Genomic DNA, 12521 nt, shown 5'->3' on the forward strand with positions numbered 1-12521 from the left:
GATGGTACTGCAGGGGGGACCCTGTGGGAGAGTAGGACGCCGCCGAACAATTTTTGGGAAAACCCCCGCACCTCACGGTGCGGGGGTTTTCTGCGTTTAACGGGCATGGCGGTGGCGCTATATCGGGTGAGGGGGTCGTAGCCGGGTACTACGGTGGCTGTCATGAGCACCGTGAGCGCGCAGGGGCATGTCGTCCGTTCCGTACGGGCCGAGGAGTGGGCGGCCGTGAAGGAGTTGCGGTTGCTCGCGCTGCGGGATCCTGTGGCGCCGATCGCCTATCTGGACACGTACGAGGAGGCCGCGGCGCGGCCGGACTCCTTCTGGCGGGATCGGGCTGCCGGGAGTGGTGGGGAGGCGGTCGGTGCGAGGCAGTTCGTCGCGGAGGGGGCGGACGGGGCGTGGGCCGGGACGCTGACCGTGCTGATGGAGGAGCCGGGGACCACCGACTGGGCCGGGTTCCCGGTCGAGCGGCGGCAGGGGCATGTCGTGGGGGTGTACGTGCGGCCCGAGCACCGCGGGAGCGGGCTGACGGAGGCGCTGTTCACCGCGGGGGTGGAATGGGCTTGGGAGCGTGGGGCGCAGCGGGTGCGGCTCATCGTGCACGAGGACAATGGGCGGGCTCAGGGCTTCTACCGCAAGGCGGGATTCGTGCCGAGCGGGGTCGTGGTGCCGCTGGCGGACGGGGACGAGGAGTGCGAGTTGGAGTTCGTGCTGGAGAGGGCCTGACGGCTCCGCCGGTCGAAGGGCTCGGCGGCTACACCGGGAGTTCGTCGTGTGGCCAGCGGGCGCGGCCCTGTTCGCGGGACCGGAGCAGGGCCAGGGCCGGGAGACCCCGGTCCGCCCCGGTGGCCAGCAGCTCCGGGAGCTGGGGAAGTGGAGCCACGGCGGCGACGTCGTCCAGGACGAGGGTCAGTGGTGGGTCGAGGCGACCGGAGGATGACCGTTCGGCCATGCGCCGGCCGCGCTCGACCACGCTGGAGACGAGGGCCGTGAGGAGCGGCATCGCGCCGGGGTTCGTCCTCGGGTCCTCGATGGATTCACCGACCACATAAAGCGTGCCCCCTTCGTGCTGGAAGGAATCCAGTGAGAGGGCGTCAGTTCTGTTGGGGGTACAGGCTTCCCGGATGTTCACCGTGGACAGGGCGGACAGTGCGCGGGCCGTCAACTCGTGCGCCATGTCCCGGCGTTCGGGGTGGGCGGTGAGTGCCGCTTCGAGTTCGCCGGCCGCGCCGGGGGCGGCCTTGGGGTTGGTCCGCAGGGTGCGTACGGCGTCCTGGATCTGGGTGCCTTGGGACCAGCGGTGCACGTGGCGGATGGTGCGGCCGTCGATGGCGGCGGCGTGGAGGTAGCTGCGGAGGAGCAGCTCGGCGGTGTCGCTGACGGCCTGGTCGAGGCGGGCGGTGGGGCGGACGGGGGTCAGCAGCGCCGCTGCTCGCTGTACGGCCGTGTGCTTGTCCTCGCAGCCCGTGGTGGGGGACCAGTGGAGGCGGGCCGGGGTGTCGCAGAGGTGGGTGGGGTCGTAGAGGAGGACGGGGCCCAGTTTGCTGCGGGCGTCCTTGGTGTCCTGCCAGAGGGCGGGGTTCGAGGTGACGACGAGGGCGGGGCCTGCCGCGTCGCGTACGGCCCGGGCTGCGGTGGTGTAGCGGCTTTCCCTCGGGGCTACGAGGATTTTTTCCCACCCATCCACCCGTTCGGTCAGCTGAGAGGTGAACGGCTGTGGCTCGGGCGTGGGGTCCGGTGTCGGTCTGGGGGACGGGACCTCGTGCTGGCCGGGGGTCGGTACGTCGTGGTGGCCGGGTGTTGGTACGTCGTGCTGGACCGTCGGCGGTGTGGGGTGGGTCGGGCGGGCCGGGGTCTCCGGAGGGGGCGTCGCGCCCGTTGGCCGTTCGGCGGCCGTTGCCCGGTCCGCGCGTTGTCTCGCCCTTACCGCGCGCCAGCGGGCCAGGGTGCCCATGGTGAAGATGGTGAGGACGACCAGCACCATGAGCTGGCCGATGAGGAGGCCCCAGAAGAGGCCGTAGCCGGAGAGTTGGGTGGGTGGGGCGTCGGGCCAGGCGCCGGTGATGTCGTGGGGGCGGCCGATGAGGTGGCGCATGGCCAGGGGCGTTCGGGTGAAGGTGACGCCGGCCGGCCAGGAGCCGTGGGTGAAGATGCCTGCCAGGCCCGTGGCCGTCCACACCAGCAGGGTCATGCCGAGGAGGAATCCGAGTATGCCCATCAGCAGGCCGTCGGGGATGCCTCCCTGCTGCTGCCGGTCGTCTCGTCTCATCTCATGCCACCGTCGACTCGGACGACCCGTCCAGGTCGCCGATGTGCTGTTCCATGAAGGCCGCCGCCCGTTCCTCCGCCTCCCGCTCGGCCGCTTGGAGGGCGTCCTCGGCGCTGAGGTCGGCGGAGGACTGGGTCATCGCGCGGTCGGTGAAGACCAGGGGGCGTTCCGTCTCGGTGACCAGGTGTTTGACCACCTGGACGTTGCCGTTGACGTCCCAGACGGCGATGCCGGGAGTGAGGGTGGGGATGATCTCCACCGCCCAGCGGGGCAAGCCCAGGACCCGGCCCGTCGCCCTCGCCTCGTCGGCCTTCTGGGCGTAGATCGTCCGGGTGGACGCCATCTTGAGGATCGCGGCCGCCTCCTTCGCCGCCGCTCCGTCCACGACGTCCGACAGGTGGTGGACGACCGCGACGAAGGACAGTCCGAGCCGGCGGCCGAACTTCAGCAGGCGCTGGAACAGCTGGGCCACGAAGGGGCTGTTGATGATGTGCCAGGCCTCCTCGACCAGGAAGATGCGCTTCTTCCGGTCGGGGCGGATCCAGGTGTGCTCCAGCCACACGCCGACGATGGCCATGAGGATGGGCATGGCGATGGAGTTGCGGTCGATGTGGGACAGGTCGAAGACGATCAGCGGGGCGTCCAGGTCGATGCCGACCGTCGTCGGGCCGTCGAACATGCCCCGCAGGTCACCGTCGACGAGGCGGTCGAGGACCAGTGCCACGTCCAGACCCCACGCCCGTACGTCGTCTGTGGCGACGTTCATGGCCTCGGCCGACTCGGGCTCGGGGTGCCGTAGCTGCTCGACGATGTCGGAGAGGACCGGCTGGCGTTCGACGATCGTCTCGTTGACGTAGGCGTGGGCGACCTTGAGGGCGAAGCCCGAGCGTTCGTCCAGGCCGTGGCCCATCGCGACCTCGATGATGGTCCGGAGCAGCGCCAGCTGGCCCGTCGTGGTGATCGCCGGGTCCAGGGGGTTGAGGCGGATGCCCTGGTCCAGGGCCGCCATCGGGTCGAGCCGGATGGGGGTTATCCCCAGCTCCTGCGCGATGAGGTTCCACTCGCCGGCGCCGTCCTCGCCCTGGGCGTCCAGGACGACGACCTGGCGGTCGCGGAAGCGCAGTTGCCGTAGGACGTAGGTCTTCTCCAGGGCCGACTTGCCGTTGCCGGACTCGCCCAGGACCAGCCAGTGGGGGGCCGGGAGTTGCTGGCCGTAGAGCTGGAAGGGGTCGTAGATGTAGCCCTTGCCGGAGTAGACCTCGCGGCCGATGATCACGCCGGAGTCGCCGAGGCCGGGGGCGGCGGTGGGGAGGTAGACGGCCTGGGCCTGGCCCGTGGAGGTGCGCACCGGGAGGCGGGTCGTCTCGACCTTCCCGAAGAGGAAGGACGTGAAGGCGTCGGTCAGGACGGACAGCGGGTCCCGCATGGAAAGCCCTACCTTCGGATGCCGGTGGCGAACGGGAGGGTGTTCACGAAGGCGCGGTGGTGCTCGCGGTCGCACCACTCCAGCTTGAGGTACGACTTGCCGGCCGAGGCCCTTATGGTCCGCTTGTCGCGGGCCAGCGCCTCGGGGGAGCGGGAGGACACGGTGATGTAGCCGACCAGGTTGACGCCCGCGGCCCCGCTGGCGAGGTCCTCGCCGCGCTGGTCGAGACGGTTGTGGGCGGCGATGTCGCGGGGGTCGACGGTGCGGTTCATCTTGGCGGCTCGGGAGGCCTCGGCCTCGTCGTTGGTCTTCTCGGTCAGCATGCGTTCGATGGCTACCTCGGTGGGCTCGAGATCCATCGTCACGGCGACCGTTCGGATGACGTCCGGGGTGTGGACCAGGAGCGGAGCGAGGAAGTTCACCCCTACGGGTGTCATCGGCCATTCCTTCACCCAGGCGGTGGCGTGGCACCAGGGCTGACGCGTGGACGATTCGCGGGTCTTGGCCTGGAGGAAGGTGGGTTCCACGGCGTCGAGCTCGGCCGGCCAGGCGTTGCGCTTGGTCATCGCCTGGATGTGGTCGATGGGGTGGTCCGGGTCGTACATCGAGTGGATCAGGGACGCGAGCCGGCCCTGGCCCAGCGGCTGGCGGACCCGGATGTCGGCCTCCTGGAGGCGCGAGCAGATGTCGGTGAGCTCGCGGGCCATGACGACGGCGAGACCGGCGTCCCGGTCCAGCTTGCGGCCGTTCTGGGGCCGTGCCGCGCGGGCCATGGCGTGTGCCTCGGCGGCGAGCTCGCGGGTGTAGTGCATGCAGGCGACGAGGTAGGCGCGGTGCTGCTCGCTGCTCGTCGACACCATCGACTGCAACTGGTCGTACGACTGCTGCAGCCACGGCAGCGCCTTGTCGTCACCGCGCTGGGCGACGTCCTTGGCGTGTGCGTCGGGGTCGGCGGGGAGGGTGCGGGCGAGCATCTGCAGGCGGGTGACGAAGCCGTCGCCGTTGGCCACGTGCTTGAGCAGCGTGCCGAAGCGGTCGACGAGGGCCTCCTGGTCCTCGCTGTCGCGCAGGCCGACGCCGGGGCCCTCGATCTCGATGGCAGCGGTGACCGTACGGCGGTCGGCATGCAGCAGGACGGCGATCTCGTCGGGGCCGAAGGGTGCGGCCAGCCAGTTGATGCGGCCGATGCCGGGGGGCGGGCCGACCTCGATCTCGCGGCCGTCGAGGTGGGTGCCGGCCTCCATGGCGGAGGAGCGGTACGTGGTGCCCTGCTTGAGCGTGCGCTTGTAGCTGCGGTTGATCTCGAACCACTTGTAGAACGTGCGGTGCTTGTACGGCACGTACACCGCGCCCAGCGCGAGCAGCGGAAAGCCCGTCAACAGCACGATGCGCAGGGAGAGGACGGGGACGAGGAGCCCGCACATCATGCCGAGGAACGCGCCGCCGATGATGAGCGCGATCTCGCCGGTTTCACGATTCCGGCCGACGATCGCGTTCGGCCGGGCGCGGCCGATCAGATACGTACGGCGGGGCGTGACCGGATGGGACACGTGGGACTCGGTCGTCAACGCCCTTCACCTCCCGTGCGGTTGGTACTGCTGTTGCGGGTGTTGCTGGCATGGGGTGTGTTGACGGTGTTGGAGCGGGGCGGGGGCGCGGCGGAGGGGACAGTTCCGCCGCCACCGTTGGAGGTGCGGGTGCTGTGGGCGGCGACGCCGCCGGAGGCGGGGTTGGACGGGCGGGGTCCGCTGGAGGCGGACCCGCCGCTGTTGCTGTCGGCGCGGGTGCTGTGCGTCTTGATGCCCTGGGCGACGAGGGTCGCGGGGGAGCTGATGACGGCGGCGGCCTTGCCTTCCGCGCCCTGCATGATGCGGTTGTTGCGGGAGTGGGCGATCTCGTCGCCGAAGCCGGGGACGAAGCGGTAGATCATCGCGCTGGCGAAGATGGCGAGCAGGATGATGGCGAGGCCGGAGACGACGGCGGAGAACGCGTCGGGGCCGTCGTCGGCGGAGAGGGCTCCGGCGAGGCCGAGGACGATCACGATGACCGGCTTGACCAGGATGACGGCGATCATGATGCCGGCCCAGCGGCGGACGTGGCCCCACAGGTTCTTGTCGACGAGGCCCGCGTACACGACGGTGCCGAGGAGGGCGCCGACGTAGAGCAGGGCGGCGCGGACGACGAGCTCGAGCCAGAGGACGCCGGCGGCGAGGATCGACACGAGCGAGACGACGATCAGCATGATGGGGCCGCCGCCGATGTCCTGGCCCTTGGCGAGGGCGCCGGAGAACGTGCCGAAGAAGGTGTCTGCCTGGTCGCCTGTCGTTTTCGCGAGGACGTCGGTGACGCCGTCGGTGGCCGAGACGACGGTGTAGAGGATCAGGGGGGTGAAGGCGGAGGCCAGGACCGTCAGCCACAGGAAGCCGATCGCTTCCGAGATGGCGGTGGACAGGGGGACGCCCCTCACGGCTCGCTTGGCGACGGCCAGGAGCCAGAGCAGGAGCGTGAGGATCGTCGACGCGGCGAAGACGACGGCGTACTGCTGGAGGAACTTCTGGTTGGTGAAGTCGACGTTCGCCGTGTCCTTCACCGCGTCGCTCAGCTTGTCGATGGTCCAGGCGGCGGCTTCGGCGCAGCCCTTCGCGAGGGAGGAGAGGGGGTCGAGGGTGTCGGTGACGGGGGTGCGGGTGATGCCGGAGCGCTTGTTGCCGCGTTCGCAGTATTTCTGGGCTGCGCCGCGGATGAGTGCGCAGGTGTCGCTGGCGGAGGGCGACGGTGAGGGTGAGGGTGCGCCGGTGGCCGAGGGGGTGGGACTGGGATTGGGCGCGGCTAGGGCGCGGGTGGCCAGCAGGACCGTGGTCGCTTGAACAGCGGCGACAGCGGCTGTGACCTTGAGGAAGCGGTGGCTAGCGCGCATAGGTGAACCCTCCGTACTCCTCGACGGCCTTCGTCATGTCGTCGGCGGTGGAGGCCCTCTGGTCGCGCCCGACGGGCACCGGGCCGTCCTTCTGCTGGAAGTCGGTGATCTTCCAGTCGTTGCTGACCCACTTCAGCTGGTACGTGGTCGTGTACCAGCTCTCCGACACAGGGTTGGTCGAGGCCTCGCCGGACAGGCCGAAGAGCGACGTGTACCAGACTTCGACGGTGGCGTTGTTCGCGCTGGACACGGTGGCCTTGGTGCCCACCGGGATGACCCGGGAGATGAAGGTTTGGCCTGTCGGCGCCGTGCCGTCCTTGGTGAGGCCGATGTTGGTCAGGAACTTCTCGCTGGAGTAGGCGGTGTCCAGGTCGTGCTGGCGAGCGGCGGCGACTTCGGGGGCGTAGACGGTGTCCACGATCTCGTGTCGTCTGGCCTCGTTGAACATCTCGGCCGATCCCAACGCGACGGAATAGTTGGCCGCGGCACTCTGCGCTCCCTGCGTGTCGCGGGCGTACCCGGTCGGAATGCCGGCCTTCTTCTTCCCTACCGGATCCGTCCCGCTGGCCGCTGTGGAGGCTGCCTCCGGCTTGTTGCCAGTGGTACCTGACGCGGAATCGGAATCGCCGCCTCCACGGTTCGCGAAGGCGATCGCGGCGATGAGGAGGACGACGACCGCTACCACGGTGACCAGGCTGCGGGAGGAGGAGCGGCCGGGGCGGCGGGCACCGCCGTAGGGGTCGGCGTCGGGTAGGCGGGTGCGGGTGTGGCCGCTGCCGCCGTAACCGCCGCCCCCGTAGCCGTACCCGCCGTCGTCGGTGCGCGCCGGATCGCCGTAGCCCTGCTCGTCCCCGGGACTCATGCCGCGTACGCCCCTTCGCCGTCGTACTGAAAAGCGTAGAAGTACGACGGTAGCCTTGCTGGTTCCCGCGCGGGCGCGGTGTGGTGACTCGACATCAGGGAAACGCAACCTCAGAAGGGGGCCGGGCGCGCCCGGAGAGGACGGAGGGGTCGGGGGTGGTTAGACCGCCATGCCGTACACGATCGTGAACAGCGTGCCTAGGGAGCCGATGATGAAGACGCCCGTCAGGCCGGCGATGATGAGGCCCTTGCCCTGTTCCGCGCTGAAGGTGTCCCTCAGGGCCGTCGCGCCGATGCGTTGCTTCGCCGCACCCCAGATGGCGATACCGAGGCAGAGCAGGATGGCGACCGCCATCACGACCTCGATCATCACCTTCGCCTCGTTGCCCAGGCTGCCGAAGGGGCCCCAGTCCGGAGCGATCCCGCCGATGATGGTGTTGATGTCTCCCTTGTCGGCCGCAAACAGCATGTAAGTCACCGCCCCTGTGTGGGTTGTTCCGCAGTCCCCTGCGGTGCGCAGAGGTCAGGCTCATTGTCGCCGACAATGTCGCTGTCGCATGTCGACTTGGCGTCATTGATTGGCGGGTTTCGTACGAATAGCTTGCCACCTGGGTGGTGGACATGAATCGTATGGTCACTCTGTGTATCACGGCGGGTAACGCCGGGCAACGAGGCCGGATCGGAACCCGGGGTGTGGTTCTGTCGTTGACCCCTTTTTCAGGCTGATGTTCTCATGGCGCGCGAACGGGCCGCGGCTGGTTGCCGCGGCCCGTTCGTCCCCTGGCCGGGCGCGGGGCCCCCACGACCCCGCGCCGACGCGCTGTGTGATGAAAGATCAGTGTGACGGAGGATCAGCCGGTGAAGGCGGCCGTGCCCTCCGGGGTGCCCCAGCCGGTGGGGCCGTCGTAGCCGGACTTCGCGGTGCACAGGTAGCTCGCGGTGGAGCTGCAGGTGCCGTTGCTTCCGCTGGTCACGTCGTTGAGGGCCGAGGTGCCGGCCGCGTTGTAGATGTACTTGGACGGGTAGTCGCTGCTGCCGGGGGTGCCGGCGAGGGCGTAGACGCCGGCGATGATGGGGGAGGAGGCGCTGGTTCCGCCGAAGGTGTACCAGCCGGCGGTGACGCCGTAGGAGTCGTAGACGGAGACGCCGGTCGCGGGGTCGGCCACGGCAGAGGTGTCGGCGATGGCGCGCTTGGAGCAGCCGGTGTCGGTCTGCCAGGTCGGCTTGGCGTCGTAGGCGGAGCAGCCCGAGCCGGTGCCCTCGGTGCTGGAGGTGTTCCAGACGGACTCGGTCCAGCCGCGGGTCGTGGAGGACGTCTTCAGGGCGGTGCCGCCGACCGCGGTGACGTACTTGGAGGCGGCCGGGTACTCGGCGCCGTAGCCCTCGTCGCCGGCGCTGACGGTGATGGCGACGCCGGGGTGGTTGAAGTACGAGGAGTCGTAGGTGGCGTCCGACGAGGACTCGCCGCCGCCGTAGCTGTTGGAGACGTACTTGGCGCCCAGCTTGACCGCCTCGTTCACCGCGGTGCCGAGGTTCGCCATGGAGGCGGACTTGGCCTCGACCAGCAGGATGCTGCACTGCGGGCAGACGGCGCTGGCCATGTCGAGGTCGAGGGACTCCTCCTCGGCCCAGCCGCTGTCGGCGGAGGGCAGGGAGGTCGTGGAGCCGGTCTGGCTGACCTTCTTGAAGCAGCCGTTGGAGGTGGTGCAGGAGGGCAGGCCGTAGTACGAGCGGTACTTCGCGAGGTCGGCGGCGGCGTTCGGGTCGTCGTAGGCGTCGACGATCGCGATGGTCCTGCCGGCGCCGTTGCTCGCGGCGGCGCTGGTCAGGCCGTAGGCGCGCTGGAGGTCGGAGGGGCCGTAGCCGGAGGGGGTGGAGGCGTCGGCGGCCTTGGGGGTGATGCCGTCGGTCTGGGCGAGGTGCTTCTGGAAGGCGGTGATGCCGCCGGTGACGCGCAGGGAGTTGCAGGTGAGGTCGCCCTTGTGTTTGGGCGCGGCGCAGGGGGTGGCCGTCCAGGTCACCTTGGAGGAGGTGCTGGGGGTGGCGGGGGCCGCGTTCGCGTGGGCCGCGGTGCCGAGTCCGGCGAGTACGAGGGTGGCGGTGCCGAGGAGGGCGGAGCCGATCCGTCCGAGGTGCAGCCGTCTGCCGGAGGGGGTGGGGGAGTTGGGGGGTGTCGTACGCAACGTACAGCCTCCTGGGAGTGGTTGACAGGGGCAGTGCGGGTGGGGATGGCCACCGGTACGTGGTCCCCGGCGGCGGGCGGCGGCCCGCCGACGACTGTGGCTTGTTGAGTACGTGACAACAAGAAGGGTTCTGGAATCCTGACTTCCGCCTTACTGAAGGGGGTTGGGGGCTTACTGAGCAATGGCAGGGGGATGGCTCGGGGATGGGCGGGGCTTGACCCGGAGCACAGGGGACACACAGGGTCGGTGCGGGTTCCCGGAGGGCCTGCGGAGGGCCTGCGGAGGGCCTGCGGAGGGCCTGCGGGGTCAGCCCCGGGTGCGGCGGCGGTAGTAGTGGACGGTCACCGCGCCGAGCAGGGGGCCCCAGGCGACCAGGGGGATGTAGGTGGCGTTGACGAGCCACTGGCCCCAGGGCGTGACGTCCATCTCGCTGTGCAGCATCGTCCAGACGAGTAACACGCCGTAGGTCGTGCAGGCGAGGGCGCCGAACGCGGCCGGGACGACCGCCGCGAGCACCGGGACGCGGCGGCCGCCGAGGAACGGCAGCCGGCGGGGCCATACCTCACCCCAGGGCCGTACCAGACCCAGCGTCAGCCACGCGAGACCCTCCTGGGCCAGGGACAGCAGGGGCAGGAGCAGCAGGCCCCAGCCGGGGACGAGCATCGCGTCGTACTCCGACCGGCCCAGCCCCAGCGGGACGCCCAGCACGACCGCCAGGCGCCACAGGCCGGACGGCAGGGACGCCCAGACGACGGCGCGGGCGGCGCGGCGTGCCCAGGCGGGGACCCCGGGGACTTCGGTGGGGGTGTGGTGGAGTCGGGTGGGGGTGGCCTGCTGGAGGGTAAGCATGCGGCTCGCTCCTCGGATCGGGGATCTGTCGATGCCCTGATGCTGTCGGGAGCGGCCCCGGTCCGGCGTCCGGCCGTCGCACGAACGCCGGATGCCGAACGGGGGAGGTGCCTGCGGCTTGTGTCCACCGATGGGTGGAGACCCGCTTACGGCGCCGGCTCGACGCCCTCCACGAAGTGGTCGAACTCGCCCGCCTGTACGCCGAGCACGAAGGCGTCCCACTTACGGCGGTTCGTCGTGACGACGTTCCCGGGGTCGCTGGTCTCCCGGATGTACACCGGCGTCTCCGGGTCGTCCCCCTCGCCGAACGCGATCTCGATCCAGGGGCCCGGCCCGGTCGCCTCCGGCGGGGCGGCGCGTTCCCAGGTGAGGTCGGAGGGGATGTCAGGCACGGGGGGAGTCCTTCTTGAGGATGAGGAGGAGGGAGGCGAAGGCGGTGGGGGTGGCGGTGAGGATCGACTCCGTCGGGTCGCCGGACTCGGTGAGGTGGATTCGATTGGGGCCGGTGGCTATGTGGACGCAGGAGGCACCTTCGGAGCAGTGCGACGACTTCTGCCAGCGTGCGTTCATGGGCATTCCCTTCACAGCTCTCGCAACACGGTGTGGATGAGGTCTCGGGTCTCCGCCGGGGCGAGCGCGACGGACTCGATCCGGTCGAAGAGGGTGCGGTACGTGTGCAACTGGGCCTCCGCGTCGAGGAAGGCGAGGCCGTGGGCCTGGTCGAGATAGACCGTGTCCAACTGGGGTACCGGGCCCTGCGCATAGTGGATCGACTGCCCGGACCCCGGGTAGGCGCCGGCGTCGAAGGTGATGGCACGCAGGGTGACGTGGTCTCGCTCGCTCATGTCGAGCAGGTGCCGCAACTGCTTTCGGGCAACGGTGGACCCACCGACCCTCATGCGGAGGGCGGCCTCGTGGATGATCGCCTCGTACGGCGTCGGATCGTCCTCGCGGAAGAGGACCGCCTGCCGCTTGATGCGGAACGACAAGCGGTGCTCGATGTCGGGCGGCGAAAGCTCGGTGACTGCCTGACGGAAGATTTCCAGTGCGTATTCACGCGTCTGCAACAGGCCGGGGATGCGCGCCGTGGTGGAGTCGCGCAAGGACCGGGCGTGGTGTTCCAGTTCCGCCAGGTCGAGCAGTGGGTGGGAGAGCACCTCGCGGTACTCCTCCCACCAACCGCGCTTGCGGTCGCCGGTCATGTCGGCGATCGCCTCGACGAGGACCTCGTCCGAGCAGTCGTAATGGCAGGCCAAGGTGCGCACGCGCTCGGCGCTGACACCCACCCGGCCCGCTTCCATGTTGCTGACCTGCGCCTGCTTGATGCCCATGAGTTGACCGGCCTCGGTGGCGGTGAGGCCGGCGCGTTCGCGAAGTTTCCGCAGCTCCGCGCCAAAACGCAGCTGGCGCCCCGTCGGGTTCCGCACGGGCTTGCCGCCTCCTTGGTGTCACTCACACGAGTGGTAGTGAACGCTATCCGCAGAAAACAGTGAATATATAAACTCCGCGCATCTACCTTACGGGCTGGGTCACCACCATCCGCACTCCCTCAACTCCGCACAGTGATCGGACACTTCCATGCCCACCGTATCCCCGCCGTGGACCTACACCCTCCAACTTCCGCACGACCTGCGCGCGCCCGGCGTCGCCCGTGCCACCCTCCGTACCGTCCTCACCGCCCATGAACTCGCTGAACTCACACCCACCGCGGAGCTGCTCGCCGCCGAGCTCCTCGCCAACGCCCACCTGCACACCAGCGGCCCGTACGCCCTGCGGTTGCGGTCCACGGACTGCGGTGGGCTACGGGTGGGGGTGTGGGACGGCGATCCCCGCGTGCCGCCCGGTTTCACCCCCGCCGACGGCGTCGTACCACCGGACGCTGACGCCGAGAGCGGGCGCGGGCTGCACCTCGTGCGGGTCTGCGCTGACAGATGGGGTGCTACGGCCGTCGGTGCGGGGAAGGTGTTGTGGGCCGAGTGTCGACTGGGGAGGCTGAGCTGACCGGTTTCTCACCTT

At 69.7% G+C, this 12521-nt stretch carries 13 protein-coding genes; 2 read left to right on the forward strand and 11 right to left on the reverse strand.

Going from position 1 to position 12521, the window contains the following annotated elements:
* Window positions 1-162: 162 nt before the first annotated feature.
* Complete coding sequence (locus IG99_RS28420) at window positions 163-726, forward strand: GNAT family N-acetyltransferase (RefSeq protein ID WP_037678646.1); 564 nt, start codon at window positions 163-165, stop codon at window positions 724-726.
* Window positions 727-754: 28 nt separating this feature from the next.
* Here IG99_RS28420 and IG99_RS28425 read toward each other — a convergent pair whose 3' ends face one another.
* The 11 genes from IG99_RS28425 to IG99_RS28475 all read right to left on the reverse strand — a co-directional run bounded on the left by IG99_RS28425 (window position 755) and on the right by IG99_RS28475 (window position 11932).
* Entirely contained in the window at window positions 755-2269 is a 1515-nt protein-coding gene (locus IG99_RS28425) for a type IV secretory system conjugative DNA transfer family protein (protein WP_037678649.1), read from the reverse strand.
* A 1-nt stretch (window position 2270) separates the two neighbouring features.
* Window positions 2271-3695, reverse strand: coding sequence for an ATP-binding protein (locus tag IG99_RS28430; RefSeq protein WP_037678652.1), 1425 nt, complete (start codon window positions 3693-3695; stop codon window positions 2271-2273).
* Window positions 3696-3703: 8 nt separating this feature from the next.
* Window positions 3704-5263, reverse strand: coding sequence for an SCO6880 family protein (locus IG99_RS28435; protein WP_037678655.1), 1560 nt, complete (start codon window positions 5261-5263; stop codon window positions 3704-3706).
* Window positions 5260-6612: a hypothetical protein gene (locus IG99_RS28440; RefSeq protein ID WP_037678658.1), complete on the reverse strand. Its 1353-nt coding sequence runs from the start codon at window positions 6610-6612 to the stop codon at window positions 5260-5262. The genes IG99_RS28435 and IG99_RS28440 overlap by 4 nt, the downstream gene beginning before the upstream one ends.
* The gene (locus IG99_RS28445; RefSeq protein WP_037678661.1) at window positions 6602-7474 is read right to left on the reverse strand and encodes a hypothetical protein; all 873 of its coding nucleotides are present in this window, start codon (window positions 7472-7474) and stop codon (window positions 6602-6604) included. Before IG99_RS28445 ends, IG99_RS28440 begins: the two co-directional genes overlap by 11 nt.
* A gap of 159 nt (window positions 7475-7633) precedes the next feature.
* Window positions 7634-7942, reverse strand: a complete 309-nt coding sequence (locus IG99_RS28450) for a hypothetical protein (RefSeq protein WP_003991275.1) — start codon at window positions 7940-7942, stop codon at window positions 7634-7636.
* Window positions 7943-8324: 382 nt separating this feature from the next.
* Complete coding sequence (locus IG99_RS28455; RefSeq protein ID WP_037678666.1) at window positions 8325-9656, reverse strand: S53 family peptidase; 1332 nt, start codon at window positions 9654-9656, stop codon at window positions 8325-8327.
* Window positions 9657-9962: 306 nt separating this feature from the next.
* Window positions 9963-10505, reverse strand: a complete 543-nt coding sequence (locus tag IG99_RS28460) for a hypothetical protein (protein ID WP_051865986.1) — start codon at window positions 10503-10505, stop codon at window positions 9963-9965.
* Between the two features lie 146 nt (window positions 10506-10651).
* Entirely contained in the window at window positions 10652-10897 is a 246-nt protein-coding gene (locus IG99_RS28465) for a DUF397 domain-containing protein (protein ID WP_037678669.1), read from the reverse strand.
* Window positions 10890-11075: a DUF397 domain-containing protein gene (locus IG99_RS28470; protein ID WP_037678673.1), complete on the reverse strand. Its 186-nt coding sequence runs from the start codon at window positions 11073-11075 to the stop codon at window positions 10890-10892. Before IG99_RS28470 ends, IG99_RS28465 begins: the two co-directional genes overlap by 8 nt.
* An 11-nt stretch (window positions 11076-11086) precedes the next feature.
* Complete coding sequence (locus tag IG99_RS28475; RefSeq protein WP_037678676.1) at window positions 11087-11932, reverse strand: helix-turn-helix domain-containing protein; 846 nt, start codon at window positions 11930-11932, stop codon at window positions 11087-11089.
* A gap of 151 nt (window positions 11933-12083) precedes the next feature.
* Between IG99_RS28475 and IG99_RS28480 the strand changes: the two genes are divergently transcribed.
* Window positions 12084-12506 (forward strand): ATP-binding protein, encoded by a 423-nt coding sequence (locus tag IG99_RS28480; RefSeq protein WP_037678679.1) that lies wholly within the window; start codon window positions 12084-12086, stop codon window positions 12504-12506.
* Window positions 12507-12521 lie beyond the last annotated feature (15 nt).

The sequence above is a fragment of the Streptomyces griseus subsp. griseus genome, from assembly GCF_000720255.1.
In the GTDB taxonomy this organism is placed as follows: domain Bacteria; phylum Actinomycetota; class Actinomycetes; order Streptomycetales; family Streptomycetaceae; genus Streptomyces; species Streptomyces griseus_I.

Excerpts from the sequence above, each read along its gene's own strand:
- IG99_RS28420 (WP_037678646.1), top strand. The coding sequence starts at position 163 with ATGAGCACCGTGAGCGCGCAGGGGCATGTCGTCCGTTCCGTACGGGCC.
- IG99_RS28425 (WP_037678649.1), bottom strand. The coding sequence starts at position 2,269 with ATGAGACGAGACGACCGGCAGCAGCAGGGAGGCATCCCCGACGGCCTG.
- IG99_RS28430 (WP_037678652.1), bottom strand. The coding sequence starts at position 3,695 with ATGCGGGACCCGCTGTCCGTCCTGACCGACGCCTTCACGTCCTTCCTC.
- IG99_RS28440 (WP_037678658.1), bottom strand. The coding sequence starts at position 6,612 with ATGCGCGCTAGCCACCGCTTCCTCAAGGTCACAGCCGCTGTCGCCGCT.
- IG99_RS28445 (WP_037678661.1), bottom strand. The coding sequence starts at position 7,474 with ATGAGTCCCGGGGACGAGCAGGGCTACGGCGATCCGGCGCGCACCGAC.
- IG99_RS28450 (WP_003991275.1), bottom strand. The coding sequence starts at position 7,942 with ATGCTGTTTGCGGCCGACAAGGGAGACATCAACACCATCATCGGCGGG.
- IG99_RS28460 (WP_051865986.1), bottom strand. The coding sequence starts at position 10,505 with ATGCTTACCCTCCAGCAGGCCACCCCCACCCGACTCCACCACACCCCC.
- IG99_RS28470 (WP_037678673.1), bottom strand. The coding sequence starts at position 11,075 with ATGAACGCACGCTGGCAGAAGTCGTCGCACTGCTCCGAAGGTGCCTCC.
- IG99_RS28480 (WP_037678679.1), top strand. The coding sequence starts at position 12,084 with ATGCCCACCGTATCCCCGCCGTGGACCTACACCCTCCAACTTCCGCAC.